This is a genomic window from Methanoculleus sp. UBA430 (assembly GCF_002506585.1).
In the GTDB taxonomy this organism is placed as follows: domain Archaea; phylum Halobacteriota; class Methanomicrobia; order Methanomicrobiales; family Methanoculleaceae; genus Methanoculleus.
This window is the reverse complement of the sequence record NZ_DAXW01000001.1, coordinates 130,246-145,705: the sequence shown is the minus strand read 5'-3', so window position 1 is coordinate 145,705 and position 15,460 is coordinate 130,246. Positions and strand designations below refer to the sequence as shown.

General features: G+C 63.2%; 14 protein-coding genes. 10 read left to right on the top strand and 4 right to left on the bottom strand.

Annotated elements, in window-relative coordinates:
- The first annotated feature begins 23 nt into the window (after positions 1–23).
- A complete protein-coding gene (locus BRA49_RS00730; RefSeq protein ID WP_292382581.1) occupies positions 24–1,004 on the top strand; it encodes an ATP-binding protein in 981 nt (326 codons plus the stop codon).
- A gap of 432 nt (positions 1,005–1,436) precedes the next feature.
- On the opposite strand, the gene BRA49_RS00725 is transcribed toward BRA49_RS00730, so the two are convergent.
- Positions 1,437–2,159 carry a glucose-6-phosphate isomerase family protein gene (locus BRA49_RS00725; RefSeq protein WP_292382579.1) on the bottom strand — a complete coding sequence of 241 codons (723 nt, stop codon included), beginning with the start codon at positions 2,157–2,159 and terminating at the stop codon, positions 1,437–1,439.
- Complete coding sequence (locus tag BRA49_RS00720; protein ID WP_292382577.1) at positions 2,159–3,439, bottom strand: COG1361 S-layer family protein; 1,281 nt, start codon at positions 3,437–3,439, stop codon at positions 2,159–2,161. The genes BRA49_RS00725 and BRA49_RS00720 overlap by 1 nt, the downstream gene beginning before the upstream one ends.
- A gap of 64 nt (positions 3,440–3,503) precedes the next feature.
- Here BRA49_RS00720 and BRA49_RS00715 point away from each other — a divergent pair, with 64 nt between their 5' ends.
- Complete coding sequence (locus BRA49_RS00715; protein WP_292382575.1) at positions 3,504–4,295, top strand: TrmB family transcriptional regulator; 792 nt, start codon at positions 3,504–3,506, stop codon at positions 4,293–4,295.
- Here the strand turns inward: BRA49_RS00715 and BRA49_RS00710 are convergent.
- Entirely contained in the window at positions 4,289–5,035 is a 747-nt protein-coding gene (locus tag BRA49_RS00710) for a DUF128 domain-containing protein (protein WP_292382573.1), read from the bottom strand. The genes BRA49_RS00715 and BRA49_RS00710 overlap by 7 nt on opposite strands.
- 124 nt (positions 5,036–5,159) lie before the next feature.
- On the opposite strand from BRA49_RS00710, the gene BRA49_RS00705 reads away from it, so the two are divergent.
- Both BRA49_RS00705 and BRA49_RS00700 read left to right on the top strand, forming a co-directional pair.
- Positions 5,160–6,128, top strand: coding sequence for a hypothetical protein (locus BRA49_RS00705; RefSeq protein ID WP_292382572.1), 969 nt, complete (start codon positions 5,160–5,162; stop codon positions 6,126–6,128).
- Between the two features lie 7 nt (positions 6,129–6,135).
- Positions 6,136–7,458: a dihydrolipoyl dehydrogenase family protein gene (locus tag BRA49_RS00700; RefSeq protein WP_292382570.1), complete on the top strand. Its 1,323-nt coding sequence runs from the start codon at positions 6,136–6,138 to the stop codon at positions 7,456–7,458.
- A gap of 14 nt (positions 7,459–7,472) precedes the next feature.
- Here BRA49_RS00700 and BRA49_RS00695 read toward each other — a convergent pair whose 3' ends face one another.
- Positions 7,473–9,095 carry a putative manganese-dependent inorganic diphosphatase gene (locus BRA49_RS00695; RefSeq protein WP_292382568.1) on the bottom strand — a complete coding sequence of 541 codons (1,623 nt, stop codon included), beginning with the start codon at positions 9,093–9,095 and terminating at the stop codon, positions 7,473–7,475.
- Positions 9,096–9,249: 154 nt separating this feature from the next.
- Here BRA49_RS00695 and BRA49_RS00690 point away from each other — a divergent pair, with 154 nt between their 5' ends.
- The 6 genes from BRA49_RS00690 to BRA49_RS00665 all read left to right on the top strand — a co-directional run bounded on the left by BRA49_RS00690 (position 9,250) and on the right by BRA49_RS00665 (position 15,438).
- A complete protein-coding gene (locus BRA49_RS00690; protein ID WP_292382762.1) occupies positions 9,250–9,957 on the top strand; it encodes an ABC transporter ATP-binding protein in 708 nt (235 codons plus the stop codon).
- Complete coding sequence (locus BRA49_RS00685) at positions 9,954–11,156, top strand: ABC transporter permease (RefSeq protein WP_292382566.1); 1,203 nt, start codon at positions 9,954–9,956, stop codon at positions 11,154–11,156. The genes BRA49_RS00690 and BRA49_RS00685 overlap by 4 nt, the downstream gene beginning before the upstream one ends.
- A gap of 16 nt (positions 11,157–11,172) precedes the next feature.
- Positions 11,173–12,366: an ABC transporter permease gene (locus BRA49_RS00680; protein WP_292382565.1), complete on the top strand. Its 1,194-nt coding sequence runs from the start codon at positions 11,173–11,175 to the stop codon at positions 12,364–12,366.
- 214 nt (positions 12,367–12,580) lie between these two features.
- Positions 12,581–13,750 carry a hypothetical protein gene (locus tag BRA49_RS00675; protein WP_292382563.1) on the top strand — a complete coding sequence of 390 codons (1,170 nt, stop codon included), beginning with the start codon at positions 12,581–12,583 and terminating at the stop codon, positions 13,748–13,750.
- Positions 13,751–13,810: 60 nt separating this feature from the next.
- Complete coding sequence (locus BRA49_RS00670; RefSeq protein ID WP_292382561.1) at positions 13,811–14,467, top strand: MarC family protein; 657 nt, start codon at positions 13,811–13,813, stop codon at positions 14,465–14,467.
- Positions 14,464–15,438 carry a phosphatase PAP2 family protein gene (locus BRA49_RS00665; protein WP_292382559.1) on the top strand — a complete coding sequence of 325 codons (975 nt, stop codon included), beginning with the start codon at positions 14,464–14,466 and terminating at the stop codon, positions 15,436–15,438. The genes BRA49_RS00670 and BRA49_RS00665 overlap by 4 nt, the downstream gene beginning before the upstream one ends.
- The last annotated feature ends 22 nt before the right edge of the window (positions 15,439–15,460 follow it).

Sequence of the window (15,460 nt, the reverse complement as noted above, 5' to 3'; positions counted from 1 at the left end):
GATAAAAGCATGATCGAGAGATCATGCAGTGCAGCAAGTGCCGCCGCGATGCGGTCATCTACCAGCGGTATTCGGGGCTGCACCTCTGCGAGCAGCATTTCAACCGGGATTTCGAGGCGAAGGCGAAGCGGGCGATACGGGAGCACCGCTGGATCGCGTCGGGCGACACGGTGGCGGTGGCGCTATCGGGGGGCAAGGACTCAAGCGCCGTCCTCTATTTCCTCCACAAACTCCTCCGCGAGCGCCGTGACGTCCGGCTGATGGCGATCACCGTGGACGAGGGGATATCCGGCTACCGCGACCCGGCCCGGGCCCGGGCGATTGCGGAGAACATCGGCGTCCCCTGGATGACGGCGTCCTTCCAGAACGAGTACGGAATCACGCTCGATGAGATCGTGGGCAGGAAGGGGACGAATCTCTCCTGCTCCTACTGCGGGGTGCTCCGGCGGGCGCTGATGAACCGGCTTGCCCGCGAGCACGGGGTCACGAAGTTCGCCTGCGGGTTCAACCTGGACGACGAGGCCCAGTCGGTCCTGGAACACGTCCTCCGGGGCGACCCGGACCGGCTCACCCGCCCCATGCGGGAGGTGGAGGGGATGGTCCCCCGGATCAAGCCGTTCATGTATATCCCGGAGCGCGAAGTGGCGCTGTACTCCTTCCTCCACGTGGAGGGGTTCGATCTTGCGGGCTGCCCCTATGCGGGCGACGTCCTGCAGGGAGACGTCCGGGAGATCCTCGACGAGTACACCTCCCGCCACCCGGCGACGAAGTACGCGCTCGTCAACCTGGGCGAGGCCCTCCGGGAGCCGGAGCGGGTCACCGGTGAAGGGCTCAGGGTCTGTGAGAAGTGTGGGGAGCGACTGTCGGGACGACAGGAGTTCGAGCACCGCAAGGTGGGAGATGCGACTGTCGGGACGACAGGAGTTCGAGCACCGCAAGGTGCGAAGCCGTGCGGGAGGGTCTGCCGGACGTGCCAGATCCTCGATGAGATGTGGGAGTTCTGAACAGTGAGGATGTCTGAGAGTTTGGTAAGTTTACCGGTGGGAAAGGGTAAAACGTAACAAAAAGGCCTTGGTAAAAACACTCTGCTTTCTTTAGGTGGAAGTTCAGGGCAACTTTGCTCTAATCACATCACCCCACCAACTGATATCTCCGGGCTATCGCCATGCACTGCCCCCGCCCCTTGGGGCTGGGAACGACTGCTGGAACAGCAGGAGTTGGAGCACCGCAGGTGTGACTGAGGAGGCCGGGTGGGGTGGGGTTACATGTCAAAATACGGGATAGAGACAGGGGAGGGGGAGCCCCCCTCCCCGTCAGCCCCTCCCCAGTGGCGATATCAGGTGGAAATCCGTATACGGAATCTGCGATGTTCTAAAGAACACCAGGTGGTAGAGTTGAACGGTGCTTGACCCTCTCTGGAACAGCGGTCTTGCCCTCTACCGCATCACCAGGCATCCGCCGGTCACGTCGGCGAAGATCTCCATGAACTGCTCGGGATGGTTTAAGAACGCGACCGACCGGGGCCGCCCGATGAGGTCGTAGAGCCCGACCCCCTTCTCGATGCCGATCTCCGGGACCTCCGTCGGGCTGCAGTAGCGCACCGGCGGGGCGTCGGGGTAACGCGGGTTCTTCACCAGCGCCCCCCCCTCCATCTCATAGTAGGCGGCACCTTGCAGTTTCCCGTAAGGGCCGTAGTTGCTCGAGAACTCCGACGAGACGAGGTTCGCCATCGCGAGGTCCTCGCGTCCGGGGTTGATGGTGACGTGGCCGTATCCCGGCGGGATCAGGATCTTGTCGCCGACGGAGGCCTCGATCATCACCACATCGTCGGCGTTCTTGGTCTGGAGGAGGTAGTGCCCTTTCCCCGCGAGCACCTCGTAGATCTCCGGGTAGAGGGTTCCTGCGGGGTTCTCGGTGTGGTAGTGCCCCTTCGTCTTGACGTACTCCCCGCAGAGCGTCCGGGCGGGAATGACGGTGATATCGTAGCGGACGTGCTGCTGCCGGAGCCACTCCCGGTCGTCGTCGGTCCGGGCGAGGTCCCGGTACATAAAATAGAGGGGCTGATCGGAGGGGCAGCCGGGATCCGCGAGAACCTCACGCATCTCATCGATCGTCCTTACCTGCGGCTCCGGTTTAGGCCCGTCCCAGTACCCGTTCATCACCTTTTCTTACGGTACACGAATATATAATACCCTGCGCCGATTATGACGGCTGCAATGGCCACAAGGAAGACCGGGTTCGTGAAAAGAGTCCCCTGCCTCTTCTCAAGCGCGACCCGCACCTTCATGGTGTCCGAGATCTTGCTGTTGTCCAGGTCGTCGCGGTAACGAATCTCAGAGTCGATCCCGTACTCCTTCTCGGTGCCGTCACCGTCGACGTTCACCTCGAAGCGCGCCGTCGCGCTCTCCCCGGGAGCGAGGTCGCCGAGGTAGGCGGTGTCGTCGCTGCTGGTGAAAGGGCTGACGGCGCTTATCCGGGCCTGGGCGTTGTAGACCGTTGCCGCGCCGGCGTTCCTGTATACGACCTCAAGAATGCTCTTCTGGCCCGGGTTGAGCGTTGCCGGCGGGGAGACGACCTCAAAGGCGATCTTGCCGCCGACCGGGATACCGATCGTCACTGCTTTGGACGTCATCGCTTTTCCCTCGTAATCATCGTAGGCGACCACGATGTCGAGCGGGTAGGACTTGGTCTCGGCGGTATCGGCGACCGAGACCTTGAACCTCACGTCCACCGTCTCTCCGGGCTCAAACGTCCCGATGTAGGAGTTGCCGTCGGTGGGGATGAGCGGGCTCTCGCCGTTCCTTGTGACCTTTGCGATCGCGTTCTCGGCCGGGTCGGACCCGATGTTCTTCAGGGTCATGGAGACGTAGCCCTCCGTCCCGACGTTGAGCGACTCGGAGCGTATATCAAGGACCTCGACGCGGAGGTCGGGCGTCACCCGCACGGAGAGCGGCAGGGTCTCGGTCTTCTTCTGGTAGTTGTAGCGGAGGGTGTCGCCTAAATCCTCGGCGTCCTGCAGGTAGGTGTAGGTCACCTCGAGGGGCAGCACGTAGGTGCCCGGCTCCGCGGAGTCGGCAACCTTCACGTTGAAGGTGGCGGTCCGGGAGGCCCCGCCCATGATGTCGCTCAAGAACTGGGGGTCCGTCTTGACGGTGAACGGCGTACCCTCACTCTTGAGCGCCGCGGTGGCCAGTTTTGCGGTGTTTGGCAGGTCATCGGGGGTGATGATCGTCGATCCGACCATCTTAATTGTGTTCAAACCGTTATTGGCTATAATCACCGTGAGACCGGTCTCGGTACCCGGCGCGAACTCGTTGGTGCCGGCGATCGTCGCCGAGAGTTCGGGATTCCCATAGAGGTATTTGGCTCCCTGTGCTGATGCCGGCACAGCCAGAAGTGCCAGCACGAGGAGCATTACCGGTACGTATTGCCAACGCATCTCGTCACCTTGTTGTTATATTAGCAACAACATTTATCCCTGGAGGGTATATATACATGATGGCATGACTGCTCCCCGGGATATTCCAAATAACCTCCTGGAATCTCTAAAATCACTGGGTCTTACGAAGTACGAGGCTCTTGTGTATATCGGCCTTCTCAGGGTGGCGGGCGCGACCGCGACCGAGGTCCACGAGACTTCCGGGGTGCCGCGCGCATCCGTCTACCCGGTCCTCGACCGGCTCGTCCAGAAGGAGCTGGTCTGCGTCTCGCACACCACGCCCAAACGGTTCGACGCGGTCCCCCCCGACCGGGGTGTCGAGAACCTGATGCGTCGGATCGAGAGCGACGCGGAGAACGCCCGCAAAACCCTCGATGCGATCTACCGGGAGAAAGGACCGGAGGTCCGGGGGAGCCAGGAACTGATCTGGACCATCTACGGGGAGGAGAATATCAAGACACGCCTTGCGGAGATGTTCCGGAGAGCGGAGCGGAGCGTAGAGGTGCTCGCGGCAAACGACCTCCTTGAAGGAGGCGTGCTCGCGCTGCTCAACGATGTCCTCGGCTCTGTCCAGGTCGATATCGTCACGGATCGGTTGCCGGGTGAGCGCCCCTCCCGGTTCGGCATTCATATCCTGCCGCTTGCAGCCCCGTGCGAGGTCCACCCCACGCAGGGGAAACTGCTGCCGTATGAGCGATCCGGGGTCTTTTTAGTGGACGATGCCAGGACGCTGCTCTGGCTGGGTTCGAGCGGGGAGCAGCCCTCGGCCCTCTACTCGGAGTCTGCGGGTTTTGTCCAGTTTGTGCGGCGGCATATCGCCAGCGTCACGGAACGGGCGAGGGCTGCAGGTCAGTAGTCTTTCAGGTAGCCCATCTCGCGGACGTCGATCAGCCCTTTGAGCGCCCGGGTCACCACCGGTCGTCCAGTCTCCTTGACCGCCGCGAGTGCGTTCGTGCCCCCGACCATCGCCACGCCCACGTACTGCGGGCTTACCGGGACCCCGAGCAGGGGGACGTTCGGGGCGCCGATATCAAGGATACCGGAGAACCCGATTGACGAGAGTTCGTCGAGCACCGTTCCCATAAGCGGTTCAGCCTCCATGTGGCACTCGCGGATGTTTGCAAGGATGTTGCCGCTTCCGGAGTGCATAACGTCGAGGATCGATGTGGTCTCCTGGGAGATCAGGACTTCGAGCGGATCGAGCGTCGTATCGCGGTAGAGGATCATGCTCGTGAACCGTTGCGCAACACGCTCATCGACCTCGACGATACCGCCCCCGATCGGGTTGATCGGGATGCCGCGCTGCAGGAGGAGGGCATCGAGCGTAATACTGCACATCGTACAGATTGCGTGCCTGCCGTCCGGTACGGTGTAACCGTCGACCCGTTCCCCCGGCCCGGCGACCCGGATCCGGTCGCTGATGGTGATGCCCGCTCTGTGCGCTTCCTTCATGATGGAGAGCGTGAACTCAAGGTCGCCACTCTCGATGAGCGAGAGGTTGTAGATGATCTTCCCGACGTCCTCCTCCGGGCGGTAGGTCACCCTGAGCGCGTATTCCTCGATGCGGTGATTGGTGAACTTCAGGGGGACATACATTACCAGATCTCTTGCATGATAGGGGAAAAAGTGTTGCCTTCGGGTGAACTTCAGGGAACCAACCCCCTGTCGGCCGACCCTGAAGGGAAAGCTTGTTCTACCTCTCTGTGGTATTGTACGGTGAATGGAGAGTGGGATTCGGGAGAAAGCCCGGAACACGTTGAAGCAGATCTTCACGGCAGCCTCATACGATGTTGCGGAGGTCGGCGAGCCGCTGGATTTCTCTGCAATCGGGAACGGCAACGCCCTGGTGGTGCTCTGCTCCGACGACCCGGAGACGATCAGGGAATTCGATTCGATGACCTACCGGCTGCGCACCGGCAACGACGATCTGGTCTGCAGGAAGCTGCTCTTCGCCCTCGACCCCGCGGTGCGGACAGAGGACTGCATACGATGGGGTGTGGACGAGTTCACCCGCTACGCAGGCAGGGCCGCGCTTGCCGATCTGCTCGGACAGAGCCTGGTTCTGGACTTCGGCCGCCCGGCCCCGGCGATCCGGGACAGGCCGGCAGAGGCCGGCCCTGCGGTGGCGGAGGAGGAAGAGCAGGAAGCGGGGCCGGAGTTGCCCCACCTGCCCCTCCGGGTTGCCGAGAAGCGCGCCTCCGGCATTGCCGGTCTGCACGGGTCGGCGAAGTGCCGGTTCATCCCGTACTGGAGTTATCACTATGTGAGCACCGGCGAGCGCGAGGTGAAGGACCGGCTGGTCTCCTTCGACGCCGAAGGAGCCGGGGCCATCAACGCCATCAACGGCATCAAGATGGAGATCGACCCTGGCGAGATCGAGCGGGGAACTGTCCCGTTCGGCTCCGAGATCGTGCCTGCCCGGCTCGTGCGGGAGGACGTCGAGGAGCAGATCGTGCGGGACGTCGTCGACCGACTCACCCAGCGGGTGCGGTTCCGCTACGAGAAAGGCGATGCCATCTTCTATGAGGAGAAAACCCTCAAACCTGACCGGAGCAACATCAAGGTCGATCTCGAGACCATCTACGTCCCGGTCTGGCAGGTCCGGGGCGGGAGCAAGATCGTCGAGGTCAACGGGTTCACCGGCGAGGTCCTCTCGATGCCGATGGACGAGGGTGTCGAACTGCTGTAGGTATACCATGATTGTCGTCATCGGCGGCGGGCCCGCGGGAAGGCTCGGGGCGATGCACCTCGCGCAGACCGGGGCGGAGGTCCGGCTCATCGAGCGGCGTAAGATCGGCGGACAGTGCCTCCACGAGCGGTGCATGACTGTCTGTGCCTTGAACGATACCGCCCGGCTCGTCGAGTACGCGCGGACCCAGAAAGACCTCGGTATCCTCGATTCGGTCCCGACTGTCTCCTACCCGGCGATACGGAAGCGGGTCTGCGAGGTCCAGGAGAAACTCTCCTCGGTCCTCGATGCCGAGACCCGCCGGGCGGGGGTCGAGGTGATCTATGGCGCCGTCGGTCGCCTGGAAGGCAACCGGGTCTTCATCGACGACGAGGAGGTCCGGGCAGACGCCGTCCTCGCGGCCACCGGGTCGCGAGCGGCAATCCCCGAGATCCCCGGTACCAACCTCTCCGGCGTCTACACCTACCAGACGCTTCCCGAGATGCCTGATCTTCCCCGGCGGATGGTCATCGTCGGCGGCGGTGTGGTGGCGGCGGAGTTCGCCCACATATTCCATGCCTTCGGGTCCGAGGTCGAGATCGTCACCCGGCACGGGCTGCTCCGGGACCTTGATCCGAAGATGCGTTCCGCTGCGCTGCGCGATCTTTCCGGGGTCGGCGTCCGGGAAGAGACCGGGCTTGCGAGTATCGAGGGTGCAGGAAGGGTTCGTTCGGTCCTTCTTTCCGGCGGCGAGGAGTTAGCGGCCGACGCCGTCCTGCTGGCCACCGGGCTCGTCCCCCGGTCGGAGTCGCTGCAAGGCCTCCGCAAAGGCCCGGACGGCGCAGTTATCGTGGACCGGCAGATGCGGACCAGTCTCCCCAATGTCTACGCCGCCGGCGACGTCATCGGCCCGCCGTACCTCACCCCCGCTGCCCGCCGGGAGGGCGTGGTGGCAGCCGAGAACATCCTCGGTCATCCCACCATCATGGACTATATGGGCATTCCCCACGCGATGAGCCTCCGCTACGACTATGCCTCTGCCACGGCCGGTCCCGAAGGCGGCTTCACCCTATCAGCCCCCGCACCCGCAGGCCCCGGCTCGTTCTGGGACGTGACGGGAGGGTTTGCCGGGCTTGCGCAGGTCAGGGTCGATCCGGAGACCGGCCGACTCATCGGGGCCGCCGCCGCCGTCCCCGGGGCGTCGAACCTCCTCTCCTACATCGGCTACCTGATGAAACAGGGCGTCACCGTCGACGAGTTCGACGATATCGTCGAGGTCCACCCCTCGACCGACGGCGTCTACTGGCTCGCCCGCTACGCTGCCGATGTACTCCGGCAGAGAAAGAAGTGATAGGGCTCCGGCGGCTAGAGCTGCCGGAACATCTGCCCGAACTTCGGGATAAAATCTTTTTTCCGGGACATGACACCCTCGAGCCGGACGGGCTGGTCCCGCAGGTCCAGTTTGGTGATGCAGGCTTCGTCCCCGGCGGCGAAGAGGTCGCTTGCGTTCGCGAAGACGTTCGTAAAGAGAGCGAAGAAGCAGTCGACCCCCATCGTCGTCCGCAAGTGCTCGAGTTCGGCCCGGATCTCGCCGGCGTTGTTCTCTGCAAACGCAAACGACGACGTCATCACCTGTGAGACCATGATGCTCCGCCCAAAGAGGTTGTAACGCTTCATGTCCCGGGTGAGGAGTTCCTCCCTGGGGAGGCCATCAAGGTCCATGCCTCTCCGGATCAGTTCCGGCCCGAACTCGGCCGGGTCGATCCCGGTGATCTCCGCGAGGTAGTCCGCCGCCCGAATATCCACGGGCGTGGTTGTCGAGAGTTTCATCACCAGCGTGTCCGAGAGGATCCCCGCGAGGAGGAGCCCGGCGGTCGACGGCGTGGGCTCCACGCAGGCCTCGATGAACTTGTTCGCCACGATCGTCGAGGTCGACCCCACGGGGTCGTTCAGGAACTTCACCGGCTTGAGGGTAGAGATCGCGCCGAGGCGGTGGTGGTCGATGATCTCGAGGATATCGGCCTGCTCGATCCCGTCCACGGCCTGGGAGTACTCGTTGTGGTCGAGCAGGATCACCGACTTCTGGACGTCCTGCATCAATGTCGTCCGGGATATGAGCCCGATGTGCTGCCGCCCTTCCCCGACGACACAGGCTGTCCTGAACTTGGAGTTCGAGACGATCTGTTTCGCGTACTCGATTGAATCCTCCATTCGCACCGTGGGGACATCGGTCTCCATGATCATGCTCGCTGGAAGAGAGAGGCTGATCATCTTGCCGACGCTGAAGGCATCGAGCGTCGTCGAAAGCACGGCAGCCCCTCGTGTCCGGGCGGCGGCGATCACCCGTTCGCCCACCGGCGCCCCTTCGGCAATGATGAGTGCGGCGACCCCGGCCGATATCAGGGCAAGCTGGGCCGGTTCGTTATCCCCGACGATCGCGATGTCGTCCGGTGTCATCCGGGAGAGGGTGACGTGCAGGGCGTCGATGACGGTGTAGACCCGGCCTTCCCCGAGGGTTTCGCGTGCCGGCACGACCGTCCGGGCGTCGAGGATGCGGGCGAGCGTCTCAAGCGGCATCGGTATGAGCGAGAGCTGTTCTCGGGGGTTCTTCCGGACGTAGGCCCGGGCAAGGCCATACTCGCTGACGAGGCCGACCAGGGTCTCGTTTTCGTCCGTGATCGGCATGTTCCGCATGTCGTAGGTGTCCATCAGGGCGGCGACGTCGATTGTCGGGACGTCCTGCCGGACGCTCCGGGTGTCGAGCGGTATATCCGATACCGTGGGCTCGACGCTCGCTATATAGGCCGGCGCTTCAGCGTTGAACGTATCGAGCGCAAACCGTGTCTCGGCACTCACCTCTCCGCACCGGGCGGGGATGTACTTCCCCGGTTCGGCGTGGTTACGGAGTTCGGCGTAGCCGATGACGCTACAGATACTGTCGGTGTCCGGCTGCCTGTGGCCGATGATGTAGATGTTGTTCTGTCCCATGCTCTCCTCGGATCCCCGGCGGGGCGGCGGTTGTATCAAGAGGTATCGCCCTCTGCCGTCAAAGGCTTTATGTCGGCTCCCGGGCCGCGCGGGAGTAACGTTGAAGTAGGGGCTCTCTCCATTCTCCTGTGTGGAAACCGATCGTCCCGGCCTCATCACAGTCGACGCCCCTTCGGAGAAGGCGGCGACGAGCAGCACGCCCATCCTCCGGTTCGAGGATGTGAGCAAGATCTATCCACTCCCGGCCGGCGATGTCGTGGCGCTCGACCACGTCTCCCTCACCGTCGAACCGGGCGAGTTCATCGCCGTGATGGGGCCCTCGGGCTCCGGGAAATCGACGCTCTTAAACATGATGGGCTGTCTGGACGTCCCGACCTCCGGGAAGATCTACCTCTCCGGGCAGGAGATCTCCCGGATGAGCGACGACGACCTCACCCGGCTCCGACGGGACCGCATCGGGTTCGTCTTCCAGCAGTTCAACCTCATCCCGCTCCTCTCGGCGGTCGAGAACGTCGAGTTCCCCCTCGTCCTCACCGCCGGCAGGGAGGAGAGCCGGCAACGGGCGATTGAGGTCCTGCGGATGATGCACCTCGACGACGCCCTCTTCTCCCACAGACCGGGCGAACTCTCGGGCGGCGAACAGCAGCGCGTGGCGATCGCCCGGGCGCTCGTGAACGACCCCGACCTCCTCCTCTGCGACGAGCCGACCGGGAACCTGGACTCGAAGACCGGGACCGCGATCATGGGGATCCTCGCGGCGGAGAACCGGGAGGGCAAGACGGTCATCATGGTGACTCACGACCCGGGGGTCGCTGCGTATGCCCGCCGCACGATCCGGATTGTCGATGGGAGGCTGGTGTGACCTTCTTCTCGTTCGCGGCGAGGAACCTCCGGCGGCACTGGATCCGTTCGGCGCTCTCGATCATCGGGATCGTCATCGGTGTCGTCGCGATCGCCTCCCTCGGCATCATGGGCAATAGCATCAACCTCCTCGTCGCGAACATCATCACTGATGTCGGGGACACAGTTGTGATCACGCCGCACACCGCGATCGGCGAGACCTTTGCCGGAGATCCGCGGACGGCGGTGGACGCCGGCATCCCCGCCCGCGAGGTCGAGGAGATCCGGCGGGCGGCAGCCCCGCATCGCACCATCCGGGTGCTCCAGGGCGCGGAAGAGGTGGAGTTCGGCCGCGGCGAGAGCGGGTATACCCAGATCATCGGGCTCGTATCGGGCGATATCCCCGTCCTGCTCGAGATCGCGGAAGGGCAGTACCCCCGGCAGAACCAGCCGGGAGCGCTCGTCGGGACCTACCTTGCCCGAGAGTACGGCATAACCCCTGGCTCAAGGCTCACCATCGGGAACCAGAGCATCCGGGTGGCCGGCGTGCTTGCAGAGCGCGGGTTTGCCGTCGACATCAACCCCGACTACGCGATCGTCGTCCCCGACGACTGGTACGAGGGTCACTTCGGGGCCCACGACGCCTATCCGATGGTCATCGTCCGGGTCGGCGCTCCGGAGCAGATCGATACCGTGAAGGAGACGATCGAGAGCCGGGTCAACCGGCGGGATGAGGTGGTGGATATCTTCGATTCGCGCGAGATGCTCCAGCAGTACGAGGAGATCTACCAGCAGATCACGGTCTTTCTTCTCGGTATCGGGGGGATATCTCTCGTTGTCGCTGCCGTCAACATCCTCAACGTCATGTATATCTCGGTGACGGAACGTATCCGGGAGATCGGCGTCATGCGCAGCATCGGCGCCCTCAGACAGGAGGTTCTCCGGATCTTCCTGTACGAAGCGGTGATCCTCGGGCTCATCGGAAGCGTCATCGGCGGCATCGCGAGCACCGTCTTCGGCTACCTGATCAGCATCGCCGCGGTCGAGGTCTTCACGGCCGGGACGACATTCGGCGAGAACTTCACGGTCTTCAACCTGAGCGCGGTCGGGTACATCATCTTCGGGATGGCGTTCGGTATCGCAACCAGCATCTCGGCCGGGTTCTACCCGGCCTGGATCGCTTCGCGACTGGCCCCGGTCGATGCGATGCGGCAGCGATGACAGGGTGTGACAGGACATGATCTTCCTCGATCTCGCGGTCCGGAACCTCAAGCGGCACAAAGTCCGCTCGGTCCTCGCAACGGTCGGCATCATCATCGGTGTCGTCGCGATCGCCTCTCTCGGCATCATGGGGAGCAGCCTCTCGGTACTCGTAGGGGGGATGGTCTCGGATGTGAGCGACACCCTGCTCGTCACGCCGCATCTCGCGATATCGAGCGGCGACCCGTTCGACCCCCGCAACACCCTTGCTGCGCGGATCTCAGGGAGGGACCTCGGGTTGATTGAGAAGGCCGCCGAACAGCACCGTGTTATCCCCATGATCCTCGCCTCAGATCGCCTCCAGGTCAGGGATAAGGGCGGCTACGTGGCGCTCTACGCAATGCCGGCGACCGAGATTCCCTTCCTGCTGGAGGAGGAAGCCGGGACCTACCCGCGGGCGGGGTCTTCGGGGGTGATGGTGGGCTCGCTCCTTGCCGATGAACTCGACCTGCATCCCGGAAGCCGCATCGAGGTCGGGGGCGAGAGCGTCCGCGTTGCGGGGATAGCGGCGGAACGGGGGATGGGCATCGATATCAACCCGGATTATGCTCTCATCGTCACGGAGGAGTGGTACACGGAGCGGCACGGGGATCAGGACTACAGCCGGGTCATCGTGAAGGTCGGCGATCTTGCCGAGATAGAGGAGGTGAAGGTCGCTATCGACCAGCAGGTCAACCGCAGGAAAGAAGTCGTGGACGTGCTCGACTCGCGTGAGATCCTGGAGATCTACTACGAGACCTTCGACGCCATCAACATCTTCCTCATCGGGATAGGCGCGGTCTCGCTTCTCGTTGCGAGCGTGAGCATCCTCAACGTCATGATCATATCGGTGACGGAGCGGACAGGGGAGATCGGGCTGATGCGGAGCATCGGGGCGCGAAGGCGGGAGGTGCTCCTCATGTTCCTCTACGAGAGCCTGATCCTGGGGATCGCCGGCAGTCTTGCCGGTGGGGTCGTCAGCATGGCGATCGCCTACTCTGTCACCACCTCTGTAGCGGGCCTCTTTGCCGACTTCGCCGTCTCGGGAGGGGATGGTATCCCCGTTGCCGTGGTAATCGGCTACACCGCCTTTGCGATGGCGTTCGGGACGGCAGTGAGCATCGTTGCCGGGTTCTATCCTGCGTGGAAGGCGGCGCGGTTAAATCCCATCGAGGCGCTCCGCTACGAGTGACCTATCTCTCTCGAGCCCGGAGTCGGTCGTGCGGGCGATCGCGACGATGCCCCCCTCCCGGGGTGGTGAGACCATGCGTAATTTCATAGTCCTGGAGACCGGAAACTCTATGAGCACCTGCAGGATGATAGACTCCCTGTCAGAGAGTGCTCCGACCCTCATCCGGTCCTCAATACGATAGCAATACCAGAGTTGTGTGGAACGAATGTTGCAAATGATTACGTGGCTCGACAAAAATTTCAGCTCGCTTCAGCCGACGCGGGCGATCATCATGAGAGCGCTGCGCCACCTGCGCCCCGCTGATCGAAAAAAACTCTTCTCCGAGGATCTCCCTGAGATGCGGACCGCCGAAGGGCGGTGGTTTGAGGCGATTGTCTACGAGATGATCCTCGACCTCTCGACTCAGACCGACCTCATCCTCTCTGTCGTGGCCCGGGGGGCCGACGGGCCGTCGAAGGTCCGGCGTGCGCAACTCGGCCAGAATGGGCTCTTTTACTCGAACATCGGGGATATCAAGGTCCGGGGAAACGGCCAGGACCTTGCCGAGGTGGACATGATGCTTGTCGACCATACCGGGGCCCTGACGTTCGGCGAGATCATCACCTCTCCCGCTGACTTAAAAGAGTTCGAGGCGGAGATCCACTACAAGAAACAGCTCTTCGGCTACCTCTACGGTCAGCCGACCGTGCCGTTCCTCCTCATCTCCTCGGTCGACATATCCAGGACGGCCGTCGTCCGCCGCCTCCTCAAGGAGCCCGATAACGCTCTCCTCACCACCCCTACCTGCGAGAATCTGAAGGCACTTATCCGCCCCCGGGACCTGAAGCGAAGTCCGCCTCGCCAGATCCGGCACGAGAAACTGATCTCGATCACCGATATCCCTCCACGGCGGCCGTTCGACTACAAGAAATTGCATGACGAACGGTTGCAGAGCATCGTCGCCGCCGTCACCTCAAAGAAAGGCGTCGGGGAACTCGGCACCCCGGACGAGATCCCGCCGATCGTGAAGAAAGTTCTCTTCGGCGGCCTTTACCCCTCTGCTATCCGGATGCTTGACACCCGCTACCCCATCCGGATCAAGGGAAAGACCTACGATCCGGAGACGATCCAGAAACAGTTCTCGAAGGTTATCCTGGCTGTGAACATCCCGGAGTACCGGCCGATCATCTATCTGCGGACACGGAACAAGAAGGAGTACCTCAAGATGGTGCCAAACAGGACGGGCGGGTTCAAGTTCGAGAGTCGGCGGACGCCCCACATGGCCGGGTTCTTCCTCTGGCTCGAGTCCGTCCAGCCGTCGCTCGGGGCGGAACTGACGCGGGCGCTCCTCGATGCATTCCCGGCGGTTCACGTTCCCGAAGTGGCTGCGGCTGAAGAACCGTAAAATACGTATGCTTCCGGGGCGCATACCTCGCTGTATGATCCTCTGGTATGGTGATCCGGCGTGGACCTGATCACCGAGCTTGTCGAGTTTGTAGGGTTCAGTCTGGTCTCGGTCGCTTCGATCGTCGCGGTGATGAACCCGGCCTCCACAGTCGCGGTTTATTCGGCGCTCACCGAGGGGATGGACAGGTGCGAATGCCGGAATATCATTCAGACCACCATGAAGATAGCCTTCATCGTGCTCGCTTTCTTCGCTCTCACCGGGCAGTTGATCTTCTCGATCTTCAGCATCACCGTCCCGGCATTCCAGATCGCCGGCGGTATCCTGCTTGTCAGCGTGGCGACCGGGATGCTCGGCACGAAGAGCGAGACCTACTCGGCCGCGGACCTGGAGAACATCGCCATCGTCCCGCTGGCCTTCCCGCTCTCGTGCGGTCCGGGGACGATCACGACGGTGATCCTGCTCGCCTCGGGGCCGGAAGGTATCGCCGGCCTCGCCGCCGTCTTTCTCGGGATAATCGTGGCTCTCGGCATCTCCTACGTCGGGATGCTCTACGGACCCCGGATATTCTCTCTCATCGGGGAAGGGGGGCTGCGGGTCGTCCCGAAACTGATGGCGATCATCGTGCTCGCGATAGCCATCCAGTTCATCATCAACGGGACCGCTGCGGCGATGCCCCAGCTACTCGCGAACCTTGATCTCTCCGGACTGGTATGACCGACTTCCAGATTGCGCTCATCCAGGCGCTCCAGGTCGGGGCTGCGTGGCTCGCGGCCCCGATGCAGTTCTTCTCTCTCCTCGGTCAGCCTGAGTTCTACCTGCTCGCCATCTCGATCCTCTACTGGTGCTGGGATCCGCGTCTTGGGCTCCGTCTCGGGCTTCTCATCGGGATATCGGGCGGGCTCAATGAGGCCCTGAAAGTCGCGTTTCATCTTCCCCGTCCCTATTGGGTCAGCCCGGAGGTCCGGGCGCTCGGGAGTCACCCGTCGTTCGGGCTGCCATCGGCGCACGCCCAGGGAGCGGTGACATTCTGGGGGCTGATCGCCGCCGACGTCCGGCAAACGTGGCTCTCTCTCGTTGCGGTTGCCATGATCTTCCTTATTGGCGTGTCCCGGGTCGTTCTCGGGGTTCATTTCCCGACCGACGTCCTTGCGGGCTGGGCAATCGGCGTCATCGTCCTTCTCGGGTTCCTCGTCCTCGAGGAGCCGGTGGGTCGCCGGGTCGCCGCCCTCCCGCTCTCCCGGCAGGTGACCGTCGCGTTCGCGGGTTCCCTCATTCTGGCGCTGATATCCTTTGCCGCCCTCACCGCCCTCGGTGACTGGCAGGTTCCGGCATCCTGGGCGGCGGGGGCGCTTGAGCGGTCCGGCGAGTCGATCCACCCGCTCTTTCTCCGGGACGCCGTCACGGCGTCGGGGCTCTTCTTCGGGTTCGCGGCCGGTGCGGCCGCAGAGCATCACCACGGGAGCATGTGTGCCGTCGGGAAGGGGTCCGCCCGCCTGCTCCGTTACGCGTTCGGGATCGTCGTGACGGGGGTGATCTGGTTCGGGCTCGGGTTTCTCGTCCCGCAAGACCCTGCCTGGGCTGCTTACATCCTCCAGTATCTCCGGGCCGCCGCCGCCGGCGCCTGGGTCTCGTTCGGCGCCCCGATGATCTTTGCCCGCGCGAACGTGCCGGGAGGCAGGGCCTAAGGCCGGGATATCCCCTGCAGGC

Excerpts from the sequence above, each read along its gene's own strand:
- BRA49_RS00730 (WP_292382581.1), top strand. The coding sequence starts at position 24 with ATGCAGTGCAGCAAGTGCCGCCGCGATGCGGTCATCTACCAGCGGTAT.
- BRA49_RS00725 (WP_292382579.1), bottom strand. The coding sequence starts at position 2,159 with ATGAACGGGTACTGGGACGGGCCTAAACCGGAGCCGCAGGTAAGGACG.
- BRA49_RS00720 (WP_292382577.1), bottom strand. The coding sequence starts at position 3,439 with ATGCGTTGGCAATACGTACCGGTAATGCTCCTCGTGCTGGCACTTCTG.
- BRA49_RS00715 (WP_292382575.1), top strand. The coding sequence starts at position 3,504 with ATGACTGCTCCCCGGGATATTCCAAATAACCTCCTGGAATCTCTAAAA.
- BRA49_RS00710 (WP_292382573.1), bottom strand. The coding sequence starts at position 5,035 with ATGTATGTCCCCCTGAAGTTCACCAATCACCGCATCGAGGAATACGCG.
- BRA49_RS00705 (WP_292382572.1), top strand. The coding sequence starts at position 5,160 with ATGGAGAGTGGGATTCGGGAGAAAGCCCGGAACACGTTGAAGCAGATC.
- BRA49_RS00700 (WP_292382570.1), top strand. The coding sequence starts at position 6,136 with ATGATTGTCGTCATCGGCGGCGGGCCCGCGGGAAGGCTCGGGGCGATG.
- BRA49_RS00695 (WP_292382568.1), bottom strand. The coding sequence starts at position 9,095 with ATGGGACAGAACAACATCTACATCATCGGCCACAGGCAGCCGGACACC.
- BRA49_RS00680 (WP_292382565.1), top strand. The coding sequence starts at position 11,173 with ATGATCTTCCTCGATCTCGCGGTCCGGAACCTCAAGCGGCACAAAGTC.
- BRA49_RS00675 (WP_292382563.1), top strand. The coding sequence starts at position 12,581 with ATGATTACGTGGCTCGACAAAAATTTCAGCTCGCTTCAGCCGACGCGG.
- BRA49_RS00665 (WP_292382559.1), top strand. The coding sequence starts at position 14,464 with ATGACCGACTTCCAGATTGCGCTCATCCAGGCGCTCCAGGTCGGGGCT.